This is a genomic window from Paracoccus sp. DMF (assembly GCF_004407025.1).
Lineage (GTDB): Bacteria > Pseudomonadota > Alphaproteobacteria > Rhodobacterales > Rhodobacteraceae > Paracoccus > Paracoccus aminovorans_B.
In genome coordinates, this window is sequence record NZ_SOKV02000032.1 from 1 (window position 1) to 25557 (window position 25557).

Below are 25557 nucleotides of genomic sequence, written 5' to 3' on the forward strand. Positions count from 1 at the left end.
GGTGCCTGAATCATGCCGAAGGTGGAAAATCAATGGGTCCTGACCCTAGTCAGGCCAGCCACCGCAGCGAAATCTCCCGCCATGAATCTTTTGGATGCTCAGCAAACTCGGGGCTGGGCTTGCGCACCCAAAGAAAGCCGTCCACATGAAGAAGCTCGGAGAAATCGATCCTGGTCAGAGTCTGTCTGGGATCGAGCCGCGCCAGATGGTGACGGTCGTTGCGGTCGACCTTTTTCAGCGCGAGCCTGTCAACGAACGGTGGGCAATCGTAGGACGCGGTGGCGAGGGCCAGGCATCACCAGCAAATATGCGCCGGATCTTCTGACCGGGGCCGGGTCGGCGATCAAGACGCGGGCCGTCTGGACCCAGCTTCGCGCTGCGCATGGTTGGAACAGCCCGTCGCGGCGCTGAGGTGCAGCCCATAGCGCCAGTGTCTCCGGGCGAACTTGCCATCCGGAACAGGTTCATCCGTTGTTGTCGCGCCGCATCCGCTCCAGCCGTGCCTGGACGATCATGTCCTCGCGCAGGCCATGAACCGCCTCGGCGCGGCCGAATTCCCGGGCGGCAGAGCGGCGCGCCTGCTCATAGCCGGGCAGCATCCGCTCAAGCTCGCGCTCGGCGCTGAGCAGGGCGCGGCTGCGCTCTCCGGCCAGGGCGTTGGCCAGCCGCGCCTCGGCCACCGAAAAGGGCGCATCGGCCCGGTAAAGCGTTTCGAGCTCGTGCTCGATCTGGCCGATGCGCGCGCGCGCGGCCTCGACATGGGCGCGGAAGGCGGCGAATCGGCGCATCTCCAGGTCGGATTTCAGCCGGGCGATGCGTTCCAGCCCGGCCAGGGATGCGGTCTTGCGAGTCATGTCCCCTCCTTGCGGCGCGGCGCGGGCGCCCAGCCGTCGCGGGCCTTCTTGCGCATGGCCTCGGCAAAGCGGATCGCCGCAGCCACCGGGGCGAAATGTTCCGGTGCGATCTCGTCGCCGATCTCGACGGTGGCGTGCAGGGCCCGGGCGCAGGGCGGATCGGACCAGATCGGCACCTGATGGTCCTTCGCCCGTTCCCGGATGCGGCGCGCCACTTCGTCCACGCCCTTGGCCAGGCAGACCGGCGCGCGACCGCTGCCGCGCTTCCACTCCAGCGCCACGGCGTAGTGGGTCGGGTTCACGATCACCACATCGGCCTTTTCCACATCGGCCAGCATCGAGCTCAGCACGATGTCGACACCCTTTTGTCGCCGCGCCGCCTTCAGATGCGGATCGCCCTCGCTTTCCTTATATTCGTCCTGCATCTCGCGCCGGGTCATGCGATGGCGCTTGCGGTATTCCAGCCTCTTCCAGACCAGGTCGATCCCTGCGAAGACGGTGCCGATCCCCAGCGCCAGCCAGACGGCGCGGCGCAGCATCAGCCCCACACCCTCGACCCATTGCAGATCGGCCATGCCGCCGGCGTTCATCAGCCAGTCCAGAAGCGAGCGATAGAGAAACCACCCGCCGACGCCGACCAGAGCCGCCTTGCCCAGCGAGATGGCAAAGGTGACCAGCCCGGTCTTGCCGAATTTCTGGCCCGCGTTCTTGAACGGGTCGATGCGCTTGGGATCCGGCAGCAGCTTCTTGGGCGTCAGCACCAGCGAGTGCTGGACCACGATTCCCAGCACCACCGGCAGCGCCATGATCGCGACCGCGGCCAGCACCGCCAGCCCTGCGCGCGAGGCCATGGCTTGCGCCAGGTCCATCACCGACCGCCCCTGCCCGTCGGGCCAGGGCTCGCTGCCCAGGGCGCGCGCGGCCATGCGCACCCAGCCCGGCACCGCCCAGCCGGCCGCGAAAAGCACCGCGAACCAGAAGCCCAGATAAGCAAGCGCGGCCTGCAGTTCGGCCGAGCGGGGGATATCGCCTTCCTCGCGTGCCCGGCGCAACTTGCTTTCCGAGGCGTCGAATTGCTTGTCGTCGCTTTCCTCGCTCATCGCAGCAGGCCCCCCAGGACGTCGAGGACCGCGCCGGACCAGACCGACAGGATCGAGGGCGTCAGCACCGCCAGTGCGATCAGCGCCATCATGATGGCGCCCGGGGCGGCGATGAAGACGATGGGCAGGTTCGGCATCACCTTGCTGATCATCCCCGACAGCAGCTGGAACAGGAACCCGCCCAGGATGAAGGGCGAGGCCAGCAGCATCGCCAGGATAAAGCTTTGCCGGATCAGCGCCACGGCATTCGGCAACAGGTCCGCGATCTGAGGCCAATCCCCCAGCGGGCGCAGCACCAGGCTTTCGCGCAGAAGATCGCAGGCCATGACCGGAAAGCCCAGGGCAACCAGCACGGCAAGCCCGGCCAGATGCGCCAAGTTGCCGATCGGGTGCGGCGAATATTCATTCGCGACGCCGACCAGCTGCGACAGCGAGGCGGTCGAGGCGATGGCGGTCGCCGCCACATCCAGGGCAGAGGCAAAGATCCGCACCAGCCCGCCCAGTGCCAGACCCGACAGGATCTCGCCCCCGGCCAGGGCGGCGAGTTGCAGCAGGCTTTCGATCTCGCCCGGGGCACGGGCGCTTTCCGCCAGCAGCGGCGTCACCGCCATGGCCAAGGCGGCCCGCACCCGCACCGGCAGGGCGCGTTCCGAAAACACCGGCAAGGTCAGGAAACAGGCCTGCACCCGGCAATAGGTCAGCAACAGCCCCAGCAGCGCCGGCATCATGCGCGGATCGGCTGCCAACTGGTTCATGGCGCCACCGTTCCCCGCAGCTTGACCTGTGCCGTCGGGTCGATTTCGTCCAGGCCCAGCACCGGCGTCGCGATCCCGGCCGAGGTCAGCATCATGCGGATCAGGCGCCGGCGGTGATCGGCCACTGCGATCACCACCTCGAGCCCCGGCGCCAGCTCGCGCAGCGTGGCCTGCACCGCCTCGGTAAGCCGTTTCTGGATCTGCGGCACGACGCTGGCGCCGGTACGCGTGCCCTCGGCCTCGGCACGGGCGATGTCGGCCTCCCATTGCGGGTGCAGCTGCAGGATGTTCAGCGCGCCTTCCTCGTCCAGGAACTGCTCGGTGATCTGGCCGCGCAGGCGCTTGCGGACCTGTTCATAGACCGCCTCGGGCGTGGCGGCGTTGCGCGCCTCGTGCACCGCGTCGGTGATCAGCACCAGGTTACGGATCGAGATCCGCTCTTCCAGCATGCCGCGCAGGACCGCCAGCAGCATCTCGGGCGAAACCTTGTCGGGCACCATGCTGTCGAAGAAGCGCTGGTTCAGCTGCGCGCGATGTTCGTCCGAAACGCCGCACAATTCGCGGATCATCCGCTGCATCGAGGACAGGGTCAGCAGCGCCGGCAGGTTGGTCTTGACCACCTCCATCAGGTGCGTCGAGAGCACCTCCATCGGGGTGACGACCGTGGCGCCGGCGATGGCGGCATCATCCTGCCAGTCCGGGGCGATCCAGCGCGCGGCGCTGCCATAGACCGGCTCGCGCACGCTTTCGCCGGGCAGGCCCTCGAGCATGGTCTCGGCCCCCAGGGCCAGGACGCCCATCGGCCGCAGCACGCCCCTGCCGCGCACCACGCCTTGCAGGCGGATGACATATTCCCCCTCGGCAAAGCCGGTGCCGTCGGTGATGCGCACGTCGGGCAGGATCAGGCCATAGCTGCGCGCGATATGGACCCGCAGGTTGGTGATGCGCTGGCCCAGGCCGCGGACCGGGTCCAGGGCGCCAAGGATCAGCCCGGCACCGATCTCGACGCAGATCTCGTCCGTATCCAGCACATCGCCGATGCGGGCCTGGGGCGCGGCGATGGCCGCCGCCTCGGCGGGCGCGGCTTCGGCGACATCCGGGATCGGCTTGCGGTTGCGGATGAACCAGGCGGCGGCGCCCAGAACCCCGGTCAGGCCGAAGAACAGCAGCGTGGGCATGCCCGGCACCAGGCCGACCAGCACCATGCCCCCGGCGCAGACCGCGGGAACCTGCCAGTTGCTGAGGAATTGCTGCGACAGCAGGTCGGCGGTGTTCTCGGTCGCGCCGCCGCGCGACAGCAGCAGCGCCGCGGCCATCGAGGTGATCAGCGCCGGAATCTGGCTGACCAAACCATCGCCGATGGTCAGCTTGGAATAGGTGGTCATCGCCTCGCCCACCGGCATGCCATGCACCAGGACGCCGGCCGCCAGGCCGACGAAGAGGTTGATCAGGGTGATGACCAGGCCGGCGATGGCGTCGCCCTTGACGAATTTCGAGGCGCCGTCCAGCGAGCCGAAAAAGCTGATCTCGCGCTGCTCGCGGGTGCGGCGGCGCTTGGCTTCCTCGTGGTCGATGGCGCCCGAGTTCAGGTCGCCGTCGATGGCCAGCTGCTTGCCGGGCAGCGAATCCAGCGCAAAGCGGGCCGAGACCTCGGCCATGCGCCCCGAGCCCTTGGTGATGACCATGAAGTTCACCACCGAGATCACCGCGAACACGGTCAACCCGACCAGCAGCGAACCGCCCGCGACGAATTCGGCGAAGCCCTCGATGACATGGCCGGCGGCCGAGGGGCCGTTCTGCCCATGGGTCAGGATCAGCCGCGTCGAGGAGATGTTCAGCGACAGTCGGATCAGCAGAGACATCAGCAGCAGCACCGGAAAGGCCTGGAAATCGGTCGGCTTGTCGACCAGCGAGGCCATGACCAGGATCAGCGTCGCCGTGGCGATGGACAGCGCGATGCCCACGTCCAGCAAGCCGGCCGGCAACGGGATGACCATGGACAGCACGATCAGCAGCAGCACGCCGGTGATGACCAGCGGCCGCGCGGCGACCGACATGCCCGGGTTCGACTCGGCAAGGCTCATTTCGGGGTTTCCATGCTCTTGGCCGGATTCTTGGCCGGGGCCAGCAGCCGCTCGGCGCTCCAGGCCGGGCCGATCAGCATGCCCGACCGGCGCAGGAAGACCAGCGCCTCGATCCGGTCCGAGGGCGACAGTCGCATCAAGCGCTCGTCAAGGTCGCGCGGCAGATCTTCGCCATTCAGCAGCCATTCAGTCGCCTCGCGGATCAGCGCGTCGCGCGCCGACTCCTGCCCGGCCGGCACGGTGGCAAGCGCGCTGGACAGAATCAGGATCGCGATCACGACGCCCTCTTCAATTCGCGCAGCGCCGTTTCCAGCTCGCCGAAAGAGGGGCGGACGTGTTCGGGGGCGGCCTGACGGCCGACCTCGACGCAAAGATTGGTGGCGTGCTGGTGCAGGCCGGCGACCAGAACCGACTTGATCACGTCATAGAACGCCTGGTCCTGCTTCATCACCGCCGACAGCCTTTGCGAGAAGGGCGCCACCAGCGCATAGGCCAGGAACACGCCCAGAAACGTGCCGACCAGCGCGCCCCCGATCATCTTGCCCAGAACTTCGGGCGGCTGGTCGATCGCGCTCATGGTCTTGATCACGCCCAGAACGGCGGCGACGATGCCCAGGGCCGGCAGCGCGTCGGCCATGTTCTGCAGCGCATGCGGGGCGTGCATCGCCTCTTCGTTCATCAGCCCGATGCGCTGCGACAGCATCTCCTCGACCTGATAGGGATCGTCGTAGTTCAGGCTGGCCGAGCGCAGCGTATCGGTGATCAGCGTCACCGCATGGTGGTCCGCCAGGATGCGCGGATAGGTCTGGAACACCGGCGAGTTCTCAGGGTTTTCTATATGTTCCTCAAGCTCGACCGGGCTGGAGCGGGCGATGCGCAACAGCTGGAACAGCAGGCAAAGCACGTCCTGCAGGTCGGATTCATGCCATTTCGGCCCTTTCAGCGACCGCCCGATGCCGGAGAGCGCCTGCTTGATCACCGCCGTTTCATTCGAGAGCAGGAACGAGCCGATGGCGGCGCCGCCGATCATCATCAGCTCGAACGGCAGCGAGTGCAGGATCACCCCCAGCTTGCCGCCCGCCATAATGTATCCGCCGAAGACCATGGCGAAGGTCAAGACAATGCCGATCATGCCGAACATGAGTTACACCTATTTCCTGGCTCTGATTGCGCCCATGTAGGACGTGAGGACGGCTGCCTGTCCCGGCTCGACCGAGGCCATGATCCTGGCGCCGGTCTCGGGCTGGACGCGGGCGAGGATCTGCGCGGCGAAGTCCGGCGGCAGGTTCGACAGCACCATCGCCGCCTGTTCCGGCTTCATCTGGTCATAGACCGCGATCAGCCGGGCGATATCGTCGTTCTGGGCCTGGGCATAGCCCTGTTCATTGCTGCCGATCTGCTGCTTCAGCTTGCGCAGCTCGACCAGCTTTTCGGTCAGCTGCCTTTCAGCCACGGCGATCTCGTCCTTGCGCCGCTGCATGTCCTGCATGTAGCGGTCGATGCGCAGGCTGCGCTCGCGCAGCGTATCGGCCAGGGCCACGGCTTCGGGCACGTCGGTGCAGCCCGACATCAGCTCGGAGGGTTCGGCATGCGCCGTCAGCCGGGAAAACCCGTCCATCAGCATGACCGCCTGCCCGGCCGCCGCCAGGACCATGACACCGCCCAGGAAAGACAGCAGCGGCCTACGCATCGCAGCCCACCCCGTCGCGCCGGCGGCGCCGTTGCAGCCGGGCGGGGCGCGCCTGGCCGGATTCGGCGAATTTCTGTTGCAGCATCCAGAAGGCCCGCTCCTGCTTGGCGCGCTCGATCTCGTCGGCAAGCGTTTGGGTGGCGCTGGTCGCCTCGGCCTTGGCCAGCAGGATGGATTTTTCCAGCCGGCCGATCTCGCTGGTCATGACGGCAATGGCGCCGCCAAGCCCGCTTTCAAGGTCGTTCAGCTTGCGCAACCGCCGCGCCAGGGTGAAGCAGAAGCCGGACAGGCCGATGGTGAAGGCGATCAGGGCGATCTGCAAAACTTGGGCAATCGTCATTGGATGCGGAACTCCGTGATGAGGACATCGGTGAACGCCTCCTTGCCCAGGACATAGACCGCGCGCGTGGCCAGTTCGTCGCGGACGATGTCCAGGATGCCCCGCTTCTCGAAGGCCGAGACGTCGATCTCGGCCAGGAAGCTGTTGAAGGCGTCCAGAAGCCGCGGCGTCAGGTGCTCGACCTCGGCCTTGTGGGCCTGGTCGGTCTCGATCTTGACGGTCATCACCAGCATGCGCGGCACCGGGCCCGAAAGGCTCAGCACGATCTGCGGCAGGCCGACGAAATCGACCGTGGGCAGGGTTTCGGGCTTTTCTTCCTTCTTCCCCGCCAGCAGCGCGGTCGGCGACCACAGGCCGAGCCAGGTCGAGGCGAAGCCCCCCCCGCCCAGCGCCAGCGCCAACCCCAGCGGCAGAAGAATGCGGCCAAGCCCGCGACCGGATTTCTGTTCCGTGTTGATGTCGGCGACATCGGTCATGGTGATTCTCCATCCATCTGCGGTCTGGATAACACCTGCGGGCTAACCAATTCTTAATCGCCCCCGTGCCATGAAGGTCAGGACAAAGATCAGCCGATTCGAAGGGGGCGGTTTTGCTGAAGCTGCAAGACTACTGGCGCGAGAGAAGCGCAAAGCAGAAGGCCATCCTGGCGGCGGCCTTCCTGTTCACGTTCGCCGCCATCGCCGGCCTGGCCTGGCTGGCCGCACGGCCGGGGATGGCCCTGCTTTATTCGGGCCTCGATGCCCAGCAATCCGGCGCCGTCATGGCCGCCGTGGAAAAATCCGGCCTTCCTTATGAAATTCGCGGCGATTCCATCTGGGTCGAGGAAACCCGCCGGGATGAATTGCGCATGGCCCTGGCCGGAGAGGGCGTCCCCTCGGCCGGCGGCACCGGATATGAGATCCTCGACGGCATGTCGGGCTTCGGCACCACCTCGCAGATGTTCGACGCGGCCTATTGGCGCGCCAAGGAGGGAGAGCTGGCCCGCACGATCCTGGCGCTGCCGAACGTCAAGTCGGCCCGCGTCCACCTGGCCGTGCCCAGCGGCCGCGGCTATCGGCGCGAGGCCGAATCGACCGCGTCGGTCACCCTGACGACCGACGGCACGCCGATCAACCGCAGCCAGGCCAAGGCGCTGAAGTTCCTGGTCTCCTCGGGCGTGCCGGGCATGTCCGCCGACCGGGTGGCCGTCATCGACAGCGAACGCGGCGTGATCTCCTCGGGCGAGGAATTCGCCGGTGAGGACCGCGAGGCCGAGATGAAGCGCAATGTCGAGCGCATCCTCAGCGCCCATGTCGGCGCCGGGAATGCCATCGTCGAGCTGAACCTGGACGTCGTCAACGAATCCGAGCAGATGACCGAGCAGCGCTTCGATCCGCAGCAGCGCGCCTTGATTTCGCAGGAAAGCGAGGAGACGGCCGATCAAAGCACCAATTCGCAGCAGGGCGCGGTCACCGCGGCCTCGAATCTGCCCGAGGGCAAGGACAGCGGCGCCGACCAGAGCAAGTCGCAGCGCTCGGAAACGCGCCAGCGCTCGAATTTCGAGGTCAGCAAGGTCACGCGTGAAGTCACCCGCCAGCCCGGCGCAACGCGGCGCCTGACCGTCGCCGTCCTGGTGAACGGCGTCGCGCAGACCGATTCGAAAGGCGAAACCACGCTGGTTCCCCGCGAAGAGGCCGAGTTGCAGTCCCTGCGGGAACTGGTCGCCTCGGCCGTGGGCTTCGACGAAGGCCGCGGCGACGCGATCACCGTGAAATCGCTGCCCTTCGCGACGCTGTCCGATGCCGGCACGCTGGCAAGCCAGGGCGGGCTGCTGTCGAAGCTGGACCTGAACGGGCTGATCCGGATCGTGCTGGTCGGCTTCTTTGCGCTGGCGCTGGCCGCGTTCCTGCTGCGCCCGCTGCTGCGGGCCCGGCCGGCTGGCAACCCCGCGCTTGCCGCGCTGGACCACTCTGCCGCCCCGGGCGTCAAGGCCATCGAATCCGCCGAACCGCCCGCCCCGGTCGCGACGGTGGCCGAGGTGGTGCCCGAGATCGACTTCGCCCCCCTGCCCGATTCGGGCGATCCGGTCGGCCGGCTGAAGGAGCTGATGAAATCCCGCAAGGACGAAAGCCTGCAAATCCTGTCGGGCTGGATCGAGAAACGTGAGGATCCCGTATGAGACCCGCCGCATTGCGCCTGGATTCCTTTTCCGCAGCCCACGCCCGGTCGGCGCCGCTGGTGACCCCGATGGATGTCGAAGACGCCTATCAGCGCGGGCACGAGCAAGGCCTGGCCGAAGGGCGCGAGCGCAGCCTCGACGCCTTGTGCCAGGCGCTGGTCGGCTGCCGGCAGGAGCTCGCCGCCAGCCGGCAGCACGAAACCGGCCTGCGGCGCGAGATCCTGGCCGGGCTGGTGCCGGTGCTGCATGCCATCGTCGACCAACTGGCGCCCGCCGCGCAAACCGATCGGCTGCGCCAGGCGCTACTGGCCGAGCTGCATCGCCTGGCCGAACATGCGCCGGAACAGCAGATCGTGCTGCGTTCTCCGGTCGATATGCGCCCGGAACTGGCCGATTGCCTGGAGCTGGCAAGCTTTCCGCAGGCCCGGATCGAGGATGCCCGCCCCGGCCAGCCGCTGCTCGAGCTGATCTCGGCCCAGGGCAGCATCGTCTTTGACCCGGCGCAGGTCGCTGCCGGGCTGAAATCCCTTATCGACGACATCAAGACCGAGGATTGACCATGGACGATCTCGCAAGCCTGATTGCAACCGACCAGATCCAGGTGGAAATCACCATCCGGCTGGGCGGCACGCAACTGACCGTGGCCGAGCTGTCGCGGCTGCGCCCCGACGACATCCTGACGCTGGACCAGGACATGTCCGATGGCGTCGATATCTGCGTCGGCGACAAGGTGATCGCCAAGGGCGAGCTGACCAGCGGCGAGGAGGCGGACCAGCGGCTCTGCGTCCGCATCCTCGGCCCGGCCAGCGCATCGTGACGCGCCTTCTCCCGGTTCTGCTGGTCCTGCTCTGGCCGCATCTCGCGGTCGCGCAGGATCTGCCGCTGGATGCCGGCGCGTTGGAGACGGTGACGGGCGGCGTCGGGCGGAACTCGATCACGCTTCTAGCGCTGCTGACGGCGCTGTCGCTGGCGCCGGGCATCGCCATCATGGTGACCTGCTTTCCCTTCATCGTCACCGTGCTGTCGATCCTGCGCCAGTCCATCGGCCTGCAGCAATCGCCGCCGAACATGCTGATCGTCAGCCTGGCGATGTTCCTGACCTGGTTCGTGATGAGCCCGGTCCTGACCGAGGCATGGACCACCGCCGGCGCGCCGCTGCGCGACGGCCAGATCAGCGTCGAGGAGGCCTTCGCCCGCGGCATCGTGCCGTTTCGCGGCTTCATGGAGCATCGCACCGACCCCGAGATGATCGCCACCCTGGCCGAGGTCTCGCCCGTGCCGCAGGCGGCGCCGGACCGGCTGTCGGTGCTGGTCCCGGCCTTCATGCTCAGCGAATTGCAGCGCGCCTTCGAGATCGGCTTCCTGGTCGCTCTGCCCTTCCTGATCATCGACCTGGTGGTCTCGGCCGTGCTGATGTCGATGGGGATGATGATGGTGCCGCCGGCCGTCGTGGCCTTGCCCTTCAAGCTGGCGTTCTTCCTGGTGGTCGATGGCTGGGGCATGATCGCCGCCGCGCTGGTCCGAAGTTACCAGTAACCGCAGCCGTGCGACATTGACCTCGCGGCCGGACAAGCCATGCCCGGTTGCAGATCGGCGGCGCATTGGCACAATGGCAGAGCCTTCCCACCTGCAAGGTTCTTCCACCCGCAAGGTTCATGAGCATCAGATGACCCATCGTCCCGAAGCCCGCCTGCTGGTCGCCTGGGCCCTGGCCTGCCTTGGCGGCGCCTGGCCGGCATCGGCGCAGCCGCCGCTACTGGTGGAATATGTCCAGGTCCGGCGCACCAACCTGACCTTCGACGCCGCGCTGACCGGCACCATTGCCGCCAAGGACAGCGTCGACATCGGCTTTCGCCTGGGCGGCCGCGTGACCGAGGTCCTGGTGCGCGAGGGCGACCGCGTCGCCGAGGGCCAGCCCCTGGCCCGCACCGACCCGCTGCAACAGGAGCAGGCCTTGCAGGTGGCCCGCGCCGCCGTCGTCGCGGCCGAGGCCAGCGAGGCCCAGGCCCGGCAGGCGCTGGAGCGCGCCGATGCGATGCTGCGGCGCGGCGTCGGCACGCGCGCGGCGTTCGACGCCGCGAGCCAGGGGCTCTCGGCCGCGACCGGAGCCCTGACCCAGGCGCGCGCGACCCTGGGCCAGGCCGAACGGGCGCTGGAGGATACGGTGATCCGCGCGCCCTCGGACGCCATCGTCACCGCGCGGCAGGCCGAGCCGGGCCAGATCGTCGGCGCGGCGCAGGCGGTGATCTCGCTGGCCTCGGCCACCGGGCGCGAGGCGGTGTTCCTGACCCCCGACACGCCGCTGCTGCGCGACGCCATCGGCGCGCCGGTCTCGCTCAACGGGATCGACTTCCCCGAACTCCGCATGCAGGCGCGTGTCACCGAGATCGCGCCGCTGGTCGATCCGGCCACCGGCTCGGTCACCGTCCGGGCCGAGATCGAGGATGCGCCGGTCAGCACCAGCCTGCTGGGCGCCGCGGTCCGCGGCGCGGTGCATTTCCCGGCCGGGACCGGCATCGCCGTGCCCTGGACGGCCCTGACCGCGGCCGGCGGCCAGCCCGCGGTCTGGCTGGTCGATGCCGAGGACCGCGCCCGGCTGGCCCCGGTCCGCATCGAGCGCTTCATCAACGGCACCGTCATCCTGGCCGAAGGCGTCGAGCCGGGCCAGATCGTAGTCGGCGCCGGCTCGCAGATGCTCTATCCCGGCCGGCAGGTCGCCGCCGGCCCGGCAGGGGGGAAATGATGCGCAGGATGATCCTGGCCGTGCTGGCCGCATGCGCCTGGGCCGTGCAGGCTGCCGCGCTGGACCTGCCCTGGCAGGACAAGGCCTCGGCGCCCGCGCCGGAGCCGCGCCCGGTGGTCAGCATCCGGGTCGAGGACGACATGGCGGCGCTGCCCTCGACCCCCGGCGTGATCGCCGCCCGGATCGAGGTCGCGCTGGGGTTCCAGACCCTGGGCCGCATCACCGCGCGCCATGTCGATGTCGGCGACATCGTCAGCCGGGGCCAGGTGCTGGCCGCGCTCGACCCCGACGACCTGCAGGGAGAGGTTCGCGCCGCCCAGGCCGCCGTCGAGGCCGCCCGGGTGCAGGAACGCACCGCCCAGGCCTCGGCCGACCGCACCCGGTCGCTGGCGCAGCGCAATGTCGCCTCGGCCGCGCAGGTCGAGCAGGTCGACCGCGCGCTGGCCTCGGCGACCGCCGCCCGGCAACAGGCCGAATCGGAACTGATCCGCGCCCGCGATGCCGAGGGCTTCGCCGAGATGCGGGCGCCCTTTGCCGGCGTCATCAGCGCGGTCCATGCCAATGCCGGGGCGGTGGTCAATGCAGGCGAGCCGGTGATCCAGCTCTCGGCCCAGGAGGGGATCGAGGCGGTGATCGACCTGCCCGACGCCGCGCTGGCGCGGCTGAAGACCGGCGACCGCTACGACGTCTGGTCCGAGGCCGATCCCGCGCATCTGTTCCCCGCCACCGTCGCGCAGATCGAGCCGGTGGCCGACGCCGTCACCCGCACCCGGCGCGTGCATCTGGACTTGCGCGACGACGCCGCCTTGCGGCTGGGGGCGCTGGTGCGGGCCCGGCCTTCGGGCGGCCCGGCGGCGCGGCTGGCCCTGCCCGAAAGCGCGATCCTGGACCCGGACGGCACGCCGCGGGTCTGGATCGTCAGCCGGGACGGCGACCGGGCCAGCGTCGCGCTGCGCGAGGTCCAGACCCAGGGCCCGGCGCTGAATGGGCGCATCGCCATCGCCGCGGGCCTGGCGCCGGGCGACGAGGTGGTCATCCGCGGCATCCATTCGCTGACCGAAGGCCAGGCCGTCGGCGAAAGCGTGGCGCCATGACCGGGCGCGGCTTCAACCTGTCCGACTGGGCGCTGCATCACCGTTCGCTGGTGTGGTTCCTGCTGATCGTCTCGATGCTGGCCGGCAGCCTTGGCTACCTGCGGCTGGGGCGCGAGGAGGATCCGAATTTCACCATCAAGATCATGGTCATCAGCGCCAGCCTGCCCGGCGCCACCATCGACGAGACGTTGAACCAGGTCACCACCCGGATCGAGACCAAGCTCGAGGAACTGGACGAGCTGAAATTCACCCGCTCGGTCACCATGCCCGGCCAGGCCATCGTCTATCTGGAACTGGACCCGACCATCCGCGGCCCCGAGGTGCCCGAGGTCTGGAAGCGGGTGCGCAGCATGATGTCCGACATCCGCCCGAATTTCCCCCAGGAATTCCAGGGCTTCCAATTCAACGACGATTTCGGCGACGTCTTCGGCAATATCTATGCCTTCACCTCGGACGGCTTTACCCAGCGCGAGCTGCGCGACCGGGCCGAGGACATCCGCAAGCAGGTCCAGGCCCTGCCCATGGCCGGCAAGACCGCGCTGCTGGGCGTGCGCAAGGAGCAGATCTTCCTGGAGTTTTCCTCGGCCCGGCTGGCGGCGCTGGGGCTGAACCACAACCAGGTCGTGCAGACCCTGGCGGTGCAGAACGCGATCTCGCCCTCGGGCATCGTGCAGGCCGGGCCCGAGCAGGTGCTGGTCCGGGTCGGCGGCCAGTTCGACGACGCGGCCGCCATCGCGGCGGTGAACCTGCGCGTGGGCGACCGCTTCTTCAACGTCGGCGACGTGGCGACGGTGCGGCGCGGCTATGAGGACCCGCCGAGCGCGCTGTTCCGCTATAACGGGCGCGAGGCCATCGGCTTGCAGATCGGCATGCGCGACGGCGGCAATATCCTGGAGTTCGGCAAGCAGGTCGATGCGCTGATGGCCGATGTGGCCCGGACCCTGCCCATCGGCATCGAGATGGCCAAGTTCGCCGACCAGCCCCATGTCGTGGACGAGGCCGTCGGCCATTTCGTCCGCGCCCTGGTCGAGGCGGTCGGGATCGTGTTGCTGGTCAGCTTCGTCAGCCTGGGCCTGCGGGCCGGGCTGGTGGTCACGCTGACCATCCCGCTGGTGCTGGCGATCACCTTCATCATCCTGGACCTCTACGGCATCACCCTGCAGCGCATCTCGCTGGGCGCGCTGATCATCGCGCTGGGGCTGCTGGTCGATGACGCCATGATCGCCATCGAGACCATGATCTCGCGCCTGGAACTGGGCGAGAACCTGGAAAGCGCCGCAAGTTATGCCTGGAGTTCGATCGCCTTTCCGATGCTGACCGGCACGCTGGTGACGGTCGCGGGCTTCATCCCCATCGGGCTGAACAATTCGGCGGCGGGCGAATTCACCTTTTCGCTCTTCGTGGTCATCGCGGTCTCGCTGGTCGTCAGCTGGATCGTGGCGGTGCTTTTCGCGCCGCTCCTGGGCGTGACGCTGCTGCCGGCGCGGATGAAGCACGCCGGCGGCGGGCCGGGCTGGCTGCGCCGCCGCTTCCACGGGCTGCTGCTTTGGGGCATGCGGCACAAATGGCTGACCATCGCCCTGACCCTGGCGATCTTTGCCGCCTCAGTCATCGGCATGCGCTTCGTCGAGCAGCAGTTCTTCCCGACCTCGGACCGGACCGAAATCATCGTCGACGTGAACGAACGCGCCAATGCCTCGATCGCCAAGACCGACGCCGATATCGCGCTGATCGAGGAGATGCTGGCGGGACAGGACGAGGCGCTGTTCTGGACCAGCTATGTCGGCATGGGCGCGCCGCGCTTCGTGCTGTCGATGGACGTGCCGACGCCCGGTCCCTACATGGGCCAGATCGTGATCCAGACCCCCGACCTCGCGGCGCGGGACCGGCTGAAGCGGCGGCTCGAGGAATTCGCCCGCGACAGGCTGATCGGCACCGACCTCTACGTCAAGAACCTGGAAATCGGCCCGCCGGTCGGCAAGCCGGTGCAATATCGCGTGTCCTCGCCCGACCTGGACAAGGCGCGGGACGCGGCGCGCGACCTGGCCGCGGTGCTGGCGACCGAGCCGCGGCTGCGCGATATCGCGCTGGACTGGAACGAACCGGCGCGGGTGGTTCGGCTGCAGGTCAACCAGGACCAGGCGAGACGGCTCGGGCTGACGAACGAGGATATTTCGGGCGCGCTGTCGGGCACCTTCACCGGCCGCACCATCACCCAGCTGCGCGACGGCATCTTCCTGATCAACGTGACCGCGCGCGGCGCGCAGGCCGACCGCGAATCGGTCGAGTCGATCCAGAACCTGCAACTGGCGACCCAGACCGGCACGCCGATCCCGCTGGCCTCGCTGGCGGTGCTGGAATACGGCACCGAACAGCCCCTGGTCATGCAGCGCGACGGGTTGCCCACGGTGACGGTCAAGGCCGACATCGCCAGCAAGGACCAGCCGGCGACCCTGGTCGCGGCCTTGGCCGAGCGGGTGGCGCAGTTCCAGCAGGGCCTGCCGCAGGGCGTCAAGGTCGTGGTCGGCGGCACGGTCGAAACCTCGGCCGAAAGCCAGGAGCCCATCGCCGCGGTGGTGCCGGTCATGCTGCTGATCATGGCGCTGCTCGTCATGGTGCAGATGCAGGGTTTCCGGCTGAGCTTCATCGTCTTTGCCGCTGCGCCCCTGGGGCTGATCGGCGTGGTCGCGGCGCTGCTACCCTTCGGCGTGCCGATGGGCTTCGTGGCGATCCTGGGCATCCTGGCGCTGATCGGCATCCTGATCCGCAACTCGGTCATCCTGGTGCATGAGATCCAGGTGCTGATCGGCAAGGGGCACAGCGCCTGGAACGCGGTGTTCGAGGCCTCGGACAGCCGCGCCCGGCCGATCCTGCTGACGGCGGCGGCGGCGAGCCTGGCGCTGATCCCGATCTCGCGCCAGGTGTTCTGGGGGCCGATGGCCTTCGCGATGATGGGCGGCATCATCGCCGGCACGCTGGTGACGCTGATCTTCGTGCCCGCGCTTTACTGCGCCGTGTTCCGGGTGCGCCCGCCCGAGGGCGACCCGATGCCCAGCCCCGAGGACCGCGCCCGCGCGGCCGCGCATCAATAAGCCGCCGCCGGGGAAACGGCCCCGGCATGCGTCGCAAGACCCCGTGGCGGAATTGAGCAAGCCTCGATCCCGGGGATAGCCAGCGGCGAAGCAGCCGTGCGGTTTGCACGGCCGGCAGCCGGGAGGCGCCGCCGCGTCCGTCCCCGGTCAAGCCTCGGGATCGGCGGCGATCTCGGCGGCGAAGGCCGCGCCGAAGCGGTCCAGCCGCGCCGGGTCCAGATAGCGCGACAGGTCGCGGGGCTTGTCCTCGGCGATGCGGCGCAGGGTGGAATTGCCGACCGACAGCGGCTTTTCGATGCCGTCCGCGCCGCGCGCCAGCCGGGCCTGCGCCTCTGCCAGCCGGTCGAACAGGGCGCCGGCCTCGCGCCCGGCCAGGGCCTTGCGCGCCGGGTGCATGGGCGCGATCTCGCCGGCGATGACGCGCAGGAATTCGGCGCCGTAGCTGTCCAGCTTCTTGGCCCCGACACCGCTGATCCGCGCCATCTGGTCCAGCGTCTGCGGCCTGGCCTGCGCCATCTCGATCAGCGTGCGGTCGGGAAAGATGACATAGGCCGGCACCCGGGCCGCCTCGGCCAGCGTGCGGCGCTTGGCCTTCAGCGCGGACAGCAGCGGCGCGTCCTCCTCATCGACCTGCGTGCGCACGACCACGGCGGGACGGGCGCGGGTCATGGCGTCGCGGCGCAGGGTGATGCGGGTCTCGCCGCGCAGCACGGCATGGGCGGCGGCGGTGATCGCCAGGCCGCCGTGGCGTTCCGGGTCGGGGCGGATCAGGTCGCGGCCGAGCATCTGCCGGATCACCGCCTGCCATTGCGGCTTCGTCAGGTCGCGGCCGCAGCCAAAGGTCGGCAGCCGGTCGTGGCCGCGTTGGCCGATGCGGTCGTTCATGCTGCCGGTCAGCACGTCGATGATATGGCCGGCACCATAGGTCTGGCCGGTGCGCAAGACCGCCGACAGCACCTTCTGCGCCGCCTCGGTGCCGTCGAAACAGTCGGGCGGGCTGTCGCAGATGTCGCAATTGCCGCAAGGCACCGCCGTTTCGCCGAAATAGGACAGCAGGGCGACGCGGCGGCAGCCGGTGGCCTCGGCCAGGCCCAAGAGCGCGTTCAGCCGGGCGTGGTCGGCGGCCTTGCGCTCGGCCGGGGCCAGGCCCTCGTCGATCTGGGTCCGGCGCAGGCGGATGTCGTCGGGACCGTAAAGCGTCAGGGTCTCGGCCGGGGCACCGTCGCGGCCGCCGCGGCCGATTTCCTGGTAATAGGCCTCGATGGATTTCGGCAGGTCGGCATGGGCGACCCAGCGGATGTCCGGCTTGTCGATGCCCATGCCGAAGGCCACGGTCGCGACCACGATCAGCCCGTCCTCGCGCTGGAAGCGGATCTCGACCTCGCGCCGGGCCTCGGCCTCCATGCCGCCGTGATAGGCGGTGGCGGCAAGGCCCGCGTCGTTCAGGGCCGCCGCCAGGGTCTCGGTCTTGGCGCGGGTGCCGCAATAGACGATGCCGGACTGGCCCCGGCGCGCGGCGGCGAAGTCGAGGATCTGCCGGCGCGGCCCGTCCTTGGGCTGGAAGGCCAGGTGGATGTTCGGCCGGTCGAAGCCGCGCAGGAACGACTGCGGCTGCGCGCCGTCGAACAGGCGCTTGACGATTTCCTCGCGCGTTTCCGCATCCGCCGTCGCGGTAAAGGCCGCCAGCGGCACCGAGAGCGTCCGGCGCAGCTCGCCCACGCGCAGGTAGTCGGGGCGGAAATCATGGCCCCATTGGCTGACGCAATGCGCCTCGTCGACCGCGATGGCCTGGACGCCGGCGCGGCGCAGCATCGGGATGGTCGCGCCCGAGGCCAGCCGCTCGGGCGCCATATACAGAAGCCGCAATTCGCGCGCGGCCAAGGCCCGCAGCACCTCGGTATTCTCTTCCTCGGAATTGCCGCTGGTCAGCGCGGCGGCGGCCACACCCGCCTCGGTCAGCGCCCGCACCTGGTCGCGCATCAGCGCGATCAGCGGCGAGATCACCACCGTCAGCCCGTCGCGCATCAACGCCGGCAGCTGGTAGCACAGCGACTTGCCGCCGCCCGTGGGCATGATCGCCAGCACGTCGCGGCCCTGGGCCACGGCGTCGACGATCTCTTCCTGCCCCGGACGAAAGGCGTCGAAGCCGAAGACCTGACGCAGAAGGGGCGCAGCGGACATCTAGAAGCCGTAGAAGAAGCCGGCGTTATTGGCGAGCGCGCGCTGCGCGATGATGATGACGATGAAGACCACCAGCGGCGCCAGGTCCAGCCCGCCGGTGTTCGGCAGGATCCGGCGCACCGGGGCATAGATCGGCTCCAGAAGCCGGTTCAGCCCGTTCCAGATCTGCCAGATCAGCGGCTGGCGCAGGTTCAGCACCTGGAAGTTGATCAGCCAGGACATGATGATATGGGCGATCATCACGAACCAGACCACGTCCAGTATCAGCATCAAGGCTTCGTAGAGCGTGCCCATTCCATTCCCTTCCGGCTGCTTCCCGGACAGGTAAGCCAGCCACCCACGCTCTGCAAGGCATAAGGCCGCAGCGTTCCGGTTGACGCGCCCCGACCCCGGGCTTAGCCGCAAAAGCCGACCCGCAGCGAGAGGCCGCCCATGTATCCGATGCTCCGCTTTGCCAAGGAGATGCTGAAATTCCGCCGCGCGCCCCGGATCGGCGTGCTGGAGCCGCATGTCTCGACGCATCGCTGCTGGCCCCTGGACCTGGACCCCTGGATCGAGTTGAACAATGGCCGCACGCTGACGCTCTACGATCTCGGCCGGCTGCCGATGGCGGTCCGGACCGGGATCATCGACACCATGCGGGAAAACGGCTGGGGCATCACCGTGGCCGGGAACTCGGTGCGCTATCGCCGCCGGATCAAGGGGTTCCAGCGCTTCACCATGGTCTCGCGCACCCTGGGCTGGGACGCGCGTTTCCTTTACATGGAGCAAAGCATGTGGCACCGGGGCGAGTGCTGCAACCACATGCTGCTGCGCGGCGCCATCACCTCGGCCCAAGGCATCGTTGCGCCGGCGCGGCTGATGCAGGCCGCCGGGCGCGAGGCCGAAAGCCCGGCGCTGCCGGATTGGGTCGCGTCCTGGATCGCGGCGGATGCGCAGCGGCCCTGGCCGCCCGCCCTGCCGGAAATCGCCGCCGCAGACCGCAATGGTGACTTGCCAGCCTGACCGCGCTTGGGCCTTATGCGCCCGCAAGGCAGGGGATGGGCATGGAACGCAAACGCATCTGGGGCTGGTGGTTCTTCGACTGGGCCAGCCAGCCCTTCGCGACGCTGCTGACCACCTTCATCTTCCCGGTCTATTACGCCGAGGTCGCCCGCGCCCATTACACCGCCCAAGGCATGAGCGTCGAGGAAGCCGGCGCAGCGGCGCAGGCGCTCTGGGGTTACGGGCTGGGCATCTGCGGCGTCATCATCGCGCTTCTGGCGCCGGTGCTGGGCGCCATCGCCGACAACAGCGGCCGCCGGCTGGTCTGGGTCTGGGCCTTTTCGGCGCTTTACCTGGCGGGATCCTGGGGGCTGTGGTTCCTGATGCCCGACCAGCCCGGCCTGCATCTTGCGGTCGTCAGCTTTGGCATCGGCCTGATCGGCATGGAATTCGCCACCATCTTCACCAATGCCCTGCTGCCGGGCCTGGCGCCGCGGGACGAGATCGGCCGGGTCTCGGGCTCGGGCTTCGCCTTCGGCTACCTGGGCGGCGTGGTCGCGCTGGCGCTGGTGCTGCTGCTTCTGGCCGAGAACGCGCAGACCGGCCGCACGCTTCTGGGCATCCCGCCAGTGCTGGGACTGGACCCGGCCCTGCGCGAGGGCACGCGGGCCGCGGGGCCGTTCACGGCGCTGTGGTATCTGGTCTTCATGATCCCCTTCGCGCTGTGGGTGCCGGAAACGCCAGGACCCCGCCGCCCGGTCCGGCTGGGCGCGGCCATGGCGGCGCTGGGGCGCTTGCTGGCCAGCCTGCGCTATCGCCGCTCGCTGGCAGCCTGGCTCGCGTCCTCGATGTTTTCGCGCGACGCGCTCAACGCGCTTTACGGCTTCGGCGGGGTCTATGCCGGCACGGTGCTGGGCTGGCCGGTGTTCCTGGCCGGAGTCTTCGGCGTGGTCAGCGCGGTCTCGGCCGCCGTCATCAGCTGGATCGGCGGCCGCGCCGACCGGCGCTGGGGGCCAAGGCCGGTCATCATCGCCTGCACGCTGGTGCTGACCGGGGTCTGCATCCTGGTCACCGGCATGAGCCGGGACAGCGTCCTGGGCCTGCCCCTGGCGCCCGGCTCGCGCCTGCCGGACGGGCTGTTCTTTCTGTGCGGCGTGCTGATCGGCGGCGCGGGCGGTGCGCTGCAATCGGCCAGCCGCACGATGATGGTGCGCCACACCACGCCGGCGCGGGCGACGGAAGCCTTTGGTCTTTATGCGCTTTCCGGCAAGGCCACCGCCTTTCTGGCGCCGCTGCTGATCGCGGTCGCGACCGATCTCAGCGGCAATCAGCGGCTCGGCATCTCTCCGCTCATCGTGATGTTCCTTCTTTCGCTCATTCTGCTAGGTTGGGTCCAAACAGAAGGAGAGGCCGAGCCGTGATCCGCAAAACCCTGACCGCCGCCGTGCTGGCGCTGGCTGCGCTTGCCATGGCCCAGCCTTCGGCTGCCGATCCGCTCGCCAAGGACGTGTTCGGCGGCGCCCGAGGCCCGACCGGCGGCGCCCCGGTCGCCCTGGGCTTCTATTCCAAGGGTTGCGTCTCGGGCGCGGTGCAATTGCCGGAAAGCGGCCCGACCTGGCAGGCGATGCGGCTGTCGCGCAACCGCAACTGGGGCCACCCCGAGCTGGTCAGCTTCCTGATCGGCCTGTCGGGCGCCGCGCGTCAGGCCGGCTGGCCGGGGCTTTACATCGGCGACATGAGCCAGCCGCGCGGCGGCCCGATGGTCACCGGCCACGCCAGCCACCAGATGGGGCTCGACGCCGACATCTGGCTGCTGCCGCCGCAAAGCCTGCGGCTGACCCCGGCGCAGCGGGAAAAGATTTCCTCGCAATCGGTGGTGAACAAGGCCGGCACCGCGCCCTCGGCATTGTGGAGCGGCTCGCATATGGCGATCATCCGCGCCGCCGCCCGCGACCCGCGGGTCGAGCGCATCTTCATCGACCCGGTCGCCAAGGTCGCCATGTGCCAGGCCGCGACCGGCGACCGCAGCTGGCTGCGCAAGGTCCGCCCGATCGGCGGCCACGACTATCACTTCCACGTCCGGATGACCTGCCCGGCCGGCTCGGCCTGCCAGCAGCAGGACGCGCCTCCGCCCGGCGACGGCTGCGCCGAGGCCGCCGAGTGGATCCGGAACCGCATCGACCCCAGCCGCGTCAAGCCGGTGCCGCCCGACCCGAACTATCGCCACCCCCGCAGCTTCCGGCTCAGCGAGATGCCCCGCCAATGCCAGGTCGTCGCCACCGCCCGCTAAGCCGGGCAGCAGGCGAAGGACGGTTCCGGCGCCTGCGCCGACTGGCGCTCTCTGCCCTGCTGCTGTCCGCCGGCGCCGCCTGCGCCGCCGACCCGGCCCCCTCGGCCGGGCCGCGTGTCGATTACGTCGCGACCTATGTCTGGAGCCTGCCAGACGAGCAGTTCGGCGGCTTTTCCGGCATCGAGATCAGCGCCGACGGCGGCCGCTTCACCGCGCTGTCGGATCGCGCCTCGATCCGCTGGGGCAGCGTCGAGCGCGACGCCGAGGGCCGCATCCGCGGGCTGGAGCCCGCCGGCCGCGCCCGGCTGCGCGACAGTTCCGGCAAACCGCTGAAACCCGGCTGGCAGGGCGACAGCGAGGGGCTGGCCGTCGCCCCGGACGGCACGATCTGGATCAGCTTCGAGGGGCTGACCCGCGTCGCCCGCTACGACACGCCCGACAGCCCGGCCCAGCCCCTGCCCCGCCCACCCGAGTTCAAGGCGATGCAGCGCAACTCCTCGCTGGAGGCGCTGGCGATCCTGCCCGACGGCACGCTTTTGACCCTGTCGGAGCGTTCGGGCCAGCTGACGCGGCCATTCCCGGTCTGGCGCTGGCGCGACGGCAAATGGGACCAGCCCTTCGCGATCCCGCGCTCGGGCGACTGGCTGGCGGTCGGGGCGGATGTCGGGCCAGACGGCCGGTTCTACCTGCTCGAACGCGATTTCAAGGGCTTGCTGGGCTTTCGCGCCCGCGTGCGCCGCTTCGACCTGACCGAACAGGGCGCCCTGAATGAGCGCGTGCTGCTGGAAAGCCGGCCGCTGCAATATGACAACCTGGAAGGGATTTCGGTCTGGGACGATGGCACCGGCATCCGGCTGACCCTGATCGCGGACAACAATTTCAACTGGTTCCAGCGCACCGAACTGGTCGAATATCGGGTCACGGAATAAGCCGGCCGGGCGGCGCAGCGCCGGAAAGCGTTGACAGCAGGCGCCCGCGGCCTTAATCGGCCATGCCCGCAAGGGCCGAGTCTCCGCTACCTTGTCAAAACGGATCACCGACATGCCCCGCCTTCTTCCCGGCGTCATCGCCATGGCCATCACCGTCGTGGCCTCGAACATCCTGGTCCAGCACCTGCTGGGCGCCTGGCTGACCTGGGGGGCGCTGACCTATCCGGTCGCCTTCCTGGTCACCGACATCATGAACCGGGTCTACGGCCCGACGGCCGCCCGCAAGGTGGTGTTCGCCGGCTTCATCACCGGCGTGCTGTGCTCGCTGGTCGCGGCCGGCATGGACAAGACTACGTTGCGCATCGCCGTCGCCTCGGGCGCGGCCTTCCTTTTTGCCCAGTTGATGGACATAACGGTTTTCAACCAGTTGCGGAAATACAACTGGTGGTTGCCACCTTTGGCCGCCAGCCTGGTCGGTTCGGTGGTCGATACTGCCATCTTCTTCAGCATCGCCTTCTCGGCCCCGCTGAGCGCGGTTTTCCCGGCGGACGATGTTTCATGGGCAAATGAACCGGTTGCGCTGCTGGGCCTGGGTCCGGTTCTGCCGCTGTGGATTTCGCTGGCAACGGCGGACTGGCTGGTGAAGCTGGCGCAGGCAGTTCTTGCCCTTGTCCCCTTCCGCATCATCGTCGGAAATTTGATCCAGAGGCGCGCGCAAATTCATTGACTGGTCATGATTTTGTGTCAGGCTGACCTTATAAGGCAACTTATTGAAAGGAGGTGGTCCAGTGTCGAGAGTGATATTGGAGAGAGGTGTCGGGACAGTCAGGAGGGATCTGGCCTGAGGGCAGCCCCAAGGGTCGTGAACCCTGGCTGGGACGGTGGGCACCAACCCTAACCGGACCATCTCCGTGGATCTCGCGAGCCGTTCCCACGGAACGGCTCGTTCCCCATTCGAAGCCGCACGCCAAGACAGGCCCGATTCCGGCAGGTTTAGGTCGTGGCGGTGGTGTTCGCTTCATCGTGGCGGGTGGCGTAGCGGCGCGGGCATCCTGCGCCGGGACGCAGGCCATATCGCACGCGGGATGCGCGACGCCGACCTGACGGGCCATGCCCCGATGTTGAACGCGGCCGTTTCTTGCCGGCAGGCTTCGCTTTCGCCCGCAACCGCCGCGCATCGGCCGGCTTTGCGCAGCTCTCGCCCGCCCTCGTCCGGGTCGCTATTGCTGCGCGCGCCGCATCTCGTGCAGCAGATCGACCTGGATGCGCTGGATCTCCAGCAGGCGCCGCCATTGATGTGTCAGCTGGTGGTCGATCTTCTCATGCAGCTGGCGTAATTCCAGTTCGGCTTTCAGGTTGATCTGATAATCGCTCTCGGCCCGGCGGCGATCCTGCGCCTCTTGCCGGCGCTGGCTCATCATGATGATCGGTGCCTGCAACGCGGCGATGCAGGACAGCACCAGGTTCAGCAGGATGAAGGGATAGGGATCGAAGGATCCGAACAGCAACCCCGACACATTGCCCGCCATCCACAGCGCCAGCACCGCGACGAAGATCAGGATGAAGCTCCAGGAGCCGCCCCAATCGGCGACGCGATCGGCCATGCGCTCGCCGAAGCGCAGCGCGCGGTCCCGCTCGACCGGCGCCGTCGAGGGCGTGAGCAGCGTGCCGCGCGACAGCACCTGCGCCACCTCGGCCTCGAGTTCGCCCAGTTCTCCGGTTTCATCGGCCAGAAGCTGCGTCAGGTAAAGCTGGCGGTATTTCTGCAGGCAATCGGTGCAGATCCGCCTGCCCTCGTCCCAATCCCGCACGTCCTCGCGGACCAGCCGCGACAGGGCCGGCCGCAGGTCCGCCGCCTCGGCAAGATCGCTGGCATCCTTCGGCCTGCCGCAGACCTGGCAGGCATGGATCGGGGTCTTGGACATCACGCAGCCCTCCCGCTTCGTCCGGCGACGCGGCGAGCGAAAGCAGCCGCTGCGCCCCGCCGGGATGGTGCGGGAGTATTTGTCAAACGGTGAAACGGGGCGCCTTCCCCTGTCCTTTCACCGTTTTCCAAATACTCCCGCGGCATGTCAGATCCGCTCGATCGCCAGCGCAATGCCCTGGCCGCCGCCGATGCACATGGTGATCAGCGCCTTGCGACCGCCGGTTCGCAGCAGTTCATACATCGCCTTGACGGTGACGATGGCGCCGGTGGCACCGACGGGATGGCCGAGCGCGATGGCGCCGCCGTTCGGGTTCACCCGGGCGGGGTCGAAGCCCAGGCCCTTGTTCACCGCCAGCGCCTGCGCCGCGAAAGCCTCGTTCGATTCGATCACGTCGAAATCGCCGGCCTTCAGGCCGGTGCGTTGCAGCAGCGCCTGGACCGCGGGCACCGGGCCGATGCCCATGACCTCGGGGCGCACGCCCGCGACCGCATAGCCCAGCACGCGGAACAGCGGCGTCGCACCGGCCGCCTTGGCCGCATCGGCCCGGGCCAGCACCAGCGCCGCCGCACCGTCGTTGATGCCCGAGGCATTGCCCGCCGTAACCGTGCCGTCCTTCTGGAACACGGTCTTCAGCGCCGCGAGCTTTTCCAGGTCGGTGGCCTTGGGATGCTCGTCGGTGTCGAAGGCCACCACGCCCTTGCGGGTCTTGATCTCGACCGGGACGATCTGCTCCTTGAACCAGCCCTGCGCGATGGCATGCGCGGCGCGGCGCTGGCTTTCCAGCGCGAAGGCGTCCTGCGCCTGGCGCGAGATGTCATGCTCGCGCGCGACATTCTCGGCGGTGACGCCCATATGGCCGGTGCCCATCGGGCAGGTCAGCGCGCCGACCATCATGTCCAGCATCTGCACGTCGCCCATCTTGGCGCCGAACCGGGCCGCCGGCACCGCATAGGGCGCCCGGCTCATCGATTCCGCGCCGCCCGCGACGGCGAAATCGGCATCGCCCAGCATCAGCGCCTGCGTGGCCGAGACGATGGCCTGCGCGCCCGAGCCGCAAAGCCGGTTCACGTTCATCGCCGGCGTCGTGTCCGGCACCCCGGCCTCGAGCATCGCGACGCGGGACAGATACATGTCGCGCGGCTCGGTGTTCAGCACATGGCCGAAGACCACGGTGCCGATGCGGTCCGCGCCCAGGCCGGCGCGCTCGATGGCGGCACGGGTCACGGTGGCGGCCAGCTGGATCGGCGGCACGCCCGCCAGGCTGCCGCCGAAGGTGCCGATGGCCGTGCGGGCCCCCGACAGGATGACGATTTCGTCCTCGGACATGATTTCCCT

General features: G+C 68.7%; 26 protein-coding genes. 13 read left to right on the forward strand and 13 right to left on the reverse strand.

Annotation, left to right across the window (positions count from 1 at the left end):
- Window positions 1-94 precede the first annotated feature (94 nt).
- Window positions 95-325, forward strand: coding sequence for a hypothetical protein (locus E3D03_RS14945; RefSeq protein WP_263567598.1), 231 nt, complete (start codon window positions 95-97; stop codon window positions 323-325).
- Between the two features lie 139 nt (window positions 326-464).
- On the opposite strand, the gene E3D03_RS14950 is transcribed toward E3D03_RS14945, so the two are convergent.
- From E3D03_RS14950 to fliL, 9 genes are read right to left on the reverse strand one after another with little or no spacing between them, the layout of a single operon-like run.
- On the reverse strand, window positions 465-854 hold the full coding sequence (locus tag E3D03_RS14950; protein WP_263567599.1) for a hypothetical protein: 390 nt from the start codon (window positions 852-854) through the stop codon (window positions 465-467).
- Entirely contained in the window at window positions 851-1954 is a 1104-nt protein-coding gene (gene flhB, locus E3D03_RS14955; protein ID WP_263567600.1) for a flagellar type III secretion system protein FlhB, read from the reverse strand. The genes E3D03_RS14950 and flhB overlap by 4 nt, the downstream gene beginning before the upstream one ends.
- Complete coding sequence (locus E3D03_RS14960; protein WP_263567601.1) at window positions 1951-2709, reverse strand: flagellar biosynthetic protein FliR; 759 nt, start codon at window positions 2707-2709, stop codon at window positions 1951-1953. Before E3D03_RS14960 ends, flhB begins: the two co-directional genes overlap by 4 nt.
- Window positions 2706-4793 carry a flagellar biosynthesis protein FlhA gene (locus tag E3D03_RS14965; RefSeq protein WP_263567602.1) on the reverse strand — a complete coding sequence of 696 codons (2088 nt, stop codon included), beginning with the start codon at window positions 4791-4793 and terminating at the stop codon, window positions 2706-2708. Before E3D03_RS14965 ends, E3D03_RS14960 begins: the two co-directional genes overlap by 4 nt.
- On the reverse strand, window positions 4790-5071 hold the full coding sequence (locus E3D03_RS14970; RefSeq protein WP_263567603.1) for a hypothetical protein: 282 nt from the start codon (window positions 5069-5071) through the stop codon (window positions 4790-4792). Before E3D03_RS14970 ends, E3D03_RS14965 begins: the two co-directional genes overlap by 4 nt.
- Window positions 5068-5934 (reverse strand): flagellar motor stator protein MotA, encoded by an 867-nt coding sequence (gene motA, locus E3D03_RS14975; RefSeq protein ID WP_062561776.1) that lies wholly within the window; start codon window positions 5932-5934, stop codon window positions 5068-5070. The genes E3D03_RS14970 and motA overlap by 4 nt, the downstream gene beginning before the upstream one ends.
- Before the next feature lie 9 nt (window positions 5935-5943).
- Window positions 5944-6483, reverse strand: coding sequence for a MotE family protein (locus E3D03_RS14980; protein WP_263567604.1), 540 nt, complete (start codon window positions 6481-6483; stop codon window positions 5944-5946).
- The gene (locus E3D03_RS14985) at window positions 6476-6823 is read right to left on the reverse strand and encodes a hypothetical protein (RefSeq protein ID WP_263567605.1); all 348 of its coding nucleotides are present in this window, start codon (window positions 6821-6823) and stop codon (window positions 6476-6478) included. The genes E3D03_RS14980 and E3D03_RS14985 overlap by 8 nt, the downstream gene beginning before the upstream one ends.
- Window positions 6820-7299 carry a flagellar basal body-associated protein FliL gene (gene fliL / locus E3D03_RS14990; RefSeq protein ID WP_263567606.1) on the reverse strand — a complete coding sequence of 160 codons (480 nt, stop codon included), beginning with the start codon at window positions 7297-7299 and terminating at the stop codon, window positions 6820-6822. The genes E3D03_RS14985 and fliL overlap by 4 nt, the downstream gene beginning before the upstream one ends.
- A 113-nt stretch (window positions 7300-7412) precedes the next feature.
- On the opposite strand from fliL, the gene fliF reads away from it, so the two are divergent.
- From fliF to E3D03_RS15025, 7 genes are all read left to right on the forward strand, one after another.
- Complete coding sequence (fliF, locus tag E3D03_RS14995) at window positions 7413-8981, forward strand: flagellar basal-body MS-ring/collar protein FliF (protein ID WP_263567607.1); 1569 nt, start codon at window positions 7413-7415, stop codon at window positions 8979-8981.
- A 68-nt stretch (window positions 8982-9049) separates the two neighbouring features.
- Window positions 9050-9538: a hypothetical protein gene (locus E3D03_RS15000; RefSeq protein WP_263567608.1), complete on the forward strand. Its 489-nt coding sequence runs from the start codon at window positions 9050-9052 to the stop codon at window positions 9536-9538.
- 2 nt (window positions 9539-9540) lie between these two features.
- The gene (locus E3D03_RS15005; RefSeq protein WP_263567609.1) at window positions 9541-9798 is read left to right on the forward strand and encodes a FliM/FliN family flagellar motor C-terminal domain-containing protein; all 258 of its coding nucleotides are present in this window, start codon (window positions 9541-9543) and stop codon (window positions 9796-9798) included.
- Window positions 9795-10517, forward strand: a complete 723-nt coding sequence (gene fliP, locus E3D03_RS15010; protein ID WP_263567610.1) for a flagellar type III secretion system pore protein FliP — start codon at window positions 9795-9797, stop codon at window positions 10515-10517. The genes E3D03_RS15005 and fliP overlap by 4 nt, the downstream gene beginning before the upstream one ends.
- Before the next feature lie 130 nt (window positions 10518-10647).
- The gene (locus E3D03_RS15015) at window positions 10648-11724 is read left to right on the forward strand and encodes an efflux RND transporter periplasmic adaptor subunit (RefSeq protein WP_263567611.1); all 1077 of its coding nucleotides are present in this window, start codon (window positions 10648-10650) and stop codon (window positions 11722-11724) included.
- The gene (locus E3D03_RS15020) at window positions 11724-12818 is read left to right on the forward strand and encodes an efflux RND transporter periplasmic adaptor subunit (RefSeq protein ID WP_263567612.1); all 1095 of its coding nucleotides are present in this window, start codon (window positions 11724-11726) and stop codon (window positions 12816-12818) included. Before E3D03_RS15015 ends, E3D03_RS15020 begins: the two co-directional genes overlap by 1 nt.
- Window positions 12815-15910: an efflux RND transporter permease subunit gene (locus E3D03_RS15025; RefSeq protein ID WP_263567613.1), complete on the forward strand. Its 3096-nt coding sequence runs from the start codon at window positions 12815-12817 to the stop codon at window positions 15908-15910. Before E3D03_RS15020 ends, E3D03_RS15025 begins: the two co-directional genes overlap by 4 nt.
- 147 nt (window positions 15911-16057) lie before the next feature.
- Here E3D03_RS15025 and recQ read toward each other — a convergent pair whose 3' ends face one another.
- Window positions 16058-18091 (reverse strand): DNA helicase RecQ, encoded by a 2034-nt coding sequence (gene recQ / locus E3D03_RS15030; RefSeq protein WP_411969828.1) that lies wholly within the window; start codon window positions 18089-18091, stop codon window positions 16058-16060.
- The gene (locus E3D03_RS15035) at window positions 18092-18385 is read right to left on the reverse strand and encodes a YggT family protein (protein ID WP_062561765.1); all 294 of its coding nucleotides are present in this window, start codon (window positions 18383-18385) and stop codon (window positions 18092-18094) included.
- A gap of 138 nt (window positions 18386-18523) precedes the next feature.
- Between E3D03_RS15035 and E3D03_RS15040 the strand changes: the two genes are divergently transcribed.
- The 5 genes from E3D03_RS15040 (at window position 18524) to E3D03_RS15060 (ending at window position 23021) form a co-directional block, all read left to right on the forward strand.
- Window positions 18524-19096 (forward strand): acyl-CoA thioesterase, encoded by a 573-nt coding sequence (locus E3D03_RS15040; RefSeq protein ID WP_263567614.1) that lies wholly within the window; start codon window positions 18524-18526, stop codon window positions 19094-19096.
- 35 nt (window positions 19097-19131) lie between these two features.
- On the forward strand, window positions 19132-20496 hold the full coding sequence (locus E3D03_RS15045) for an MFS transporter (RefSeq protein ID WP_263567615.1): 1365 nt from the start codon (window positions 19132-19134) through the stop codon (window positions 20494-20496).
- Window positions 20493-21365 (forward strand): penicillin-insensitive murein endopeptidase, encoded by an 873-nt coding sequence (mepA, locus tag E3D03_RS15050; RefSeq protein ID WP_263567616.1) that lies wholly within the window; start codon window positions 20493-20495, stop codon window positions 21363-21365. The genes E3D03_RS15045 and mepA overlap by 4 nt, the downstream gene beginning before the upstream one ends.
- Entirely contained in the window at window positions 21338-22294 is a 957-nt protein-coding gene (locus tag E3D03_RS15055) for an esterase-like activity of phytase family protein (protein WP_263567617.1), read from the forward strand. The genes mepA and E3D03_RS15055 overlap by 28 nt, the downstream gene beginning before the upstream one ends.
- Window positions 22295-22406: 112 nt before the next feature.
- Complete coding sequence (locus E3D03_RS15060; protein ID WP_263567618.1) at window positions 22407-23021, forward strand: VUT family protein; 615 nt, start codon at window positions 22407-22409, stop codon at window positions 23019-23021.
- 493 nt (window positions 23022-23514) lie between these two features.
- Here E3D03_RS15060 and E3D03_RS15065 read toward each other — a convergent pair whose 3' ends face one another.
- The gene (locus E3D03_RS15065; protein WP_062561759.1) at window positions 23515-24219 is read right to left on the reverse strand and encodes a DUF1003 domain-containing protein; all 705 of its coding nucleotides are present in this window, start codon (window positions 24217-24219) and stop codon (window positions 23515-23517) included.
- Between the two features lie 147 nt (window positions 24220-24366).
- Entirely contained in the window at window positions 24367-25548 is a 1182-nt protein-coding gene (locus E3D03_RS15070; RefSeq protein WP_062561758.1) for an acetyl-CoA C-acyltransferase family protein, read from the reverse strand.
- Window positions 25549-25557: the final 9 nt, after the last annotated feature.

Coding starts and splice junctions, on each gene's coding strand:
- E3D03_RS15070 (WP_062561758.1), bottom strand. CDS start 25,548: ATGTCCGAGGACGAAATCGTCATCCTGTCGGGGGCCCGCACGGCCATC.
- flhB (WP_263567600.1), bottom strand. CDS start 1,954: ATGAGCGAGGAAAGCGACGACAAGCAATTCGACGCCTCGGAAAGCAAG.
- E3D03_RS14945 (WP_263567598.1), top strand. CDS start 95: ATGCTCAGCAAACTCGGGGCTGGGCTTGCGCACCCAAAGAAAGCCGTC.
- motA (WP_062561776.1), bottom strand. CDS start 5,934: ATGTTCGGCATGATCGGCATTGTCTTGACCTTCGCCATGGTCTTCGGC.
- E3D03_RS14960 (WP_263567601.1), bottom strand. CDS start 2,709: ATGAACCAGTTGGCAGCCGATCCGCGCATGATGCCGGCGCTGCTGGGG.
- E3D03_RS15005 (WP_263567609.1), top strand. CDS start 9,541: ATGGACGATCTCGCAAGCCTGATTGCAACCGACCAGATCCAGGTGGAA.
- E3D03_RS15020 (WP_263567612.1), top strand. CDS start 11,724: ATGCGCAGGATGATCCTGGCCGTGCTGGCCGCATGCGCCTGGGCCGTG.
- E3D03_RS15055 (WP_263567617.1), top strand. CDS start 21,338: ATGCCAGGTCGTCGCCACCGCCCGCTAAGCCGGGCAGCAGGCGAAGGA.
- E3D03_RS15045 (WP_263567615.1), top strand. CDS start 19,132: ATGGGCATGGAACGCAAACGCATCTGGGGCTGGTGGTTCTTCGACTGG.
- E3D03_RS14985 (WP_263567605.1), bottom strand. CDS start 6,823: ATGACGATTGCCCAAGTTTTGCAGATCGCCCTGATCGCCTTCACCATC.
- E3D03_RS15025 (WP_263567613.1), top strand. CDS start 12,815: ATGACCGGGCGCGGCTTCAACCTGTCCGACTGGGCGCTGCATCACCGT.
- fliL (WP_263567606.1), bottom strand. CDS start 7,299: ATGACCGATGTCGCCGACATCAACACGGAACAGAAATCCGGTCGCGGG.
- E3D03_RS15065 (WP_062561759.1), bottom strand. CDS start 24,219: ATGTCCAAGACCCCGATCCATGCCTGCCAGGTCTGCGGCAGGCCGAAG.
- recQ (WP_411969828.1), bottom strand. CDS start 18,091: ATGTCCGCTGCGCCCCTTCTGCGTCAGGTCTTCGGCTTCGACGCCTTT.
- E3D03_RS15060 (WP_263567618.1), top strand. CDS start 22,407: ATGCCCCGCCTTCTTCCCGGCGTCATCGCCATGGCCATCACCGTCGTG.
- E3D03_RS15035 (WP_062561765.1), bottom strand. CDS start 18,385: ATGGGCACGCTCTACGAAGCCTTGATGCTGATACTGGACGTGGTCTGG.
- E3D03_RS15015 (WP_263567611.1), top strand. CDS start 10,648: ATGACCCATCGTCCCGAAGCCCGCCTGCTGGTCGCCTGGGCCCTGGCC.
- E3D03_RS14965 (WP_263567602.1), bottom strand. CDS start 4,793: ATGAGCCTTGCCGAGTCGAACCCGGGCATGTCGGTCGCCGCGCGGCCG.
- E3D03_RS15040 (WP_263567614.1), top strand. CDS start 18,524: ATGTATCCGATGCTCCGCTTTGCCAAGGAGATGCTGAAATTCCGCCGC.
- E3D03_RS14950 (WP_263567599.1), bottom strand. CDS start 854: ATGACTCGCAAGACCGCATCCCTGGCCGGGCTGGAACGCATCGCCCGG.
- E3D03_RS15000 (WP_263567608.1), top strand. CDS start 9,050: ATGGATGTCGAAGACGCCTATCAGCGCGGGCACGAGCAAGGCCTGGCC.
- E3D03_RS14980 (WP_263567604.1), bottom strand. CDS start 6,483: ATGCGTAGGCCGCTGCTGTCTTTCCTGGGCGGTGTCATGGTCCTGGCG.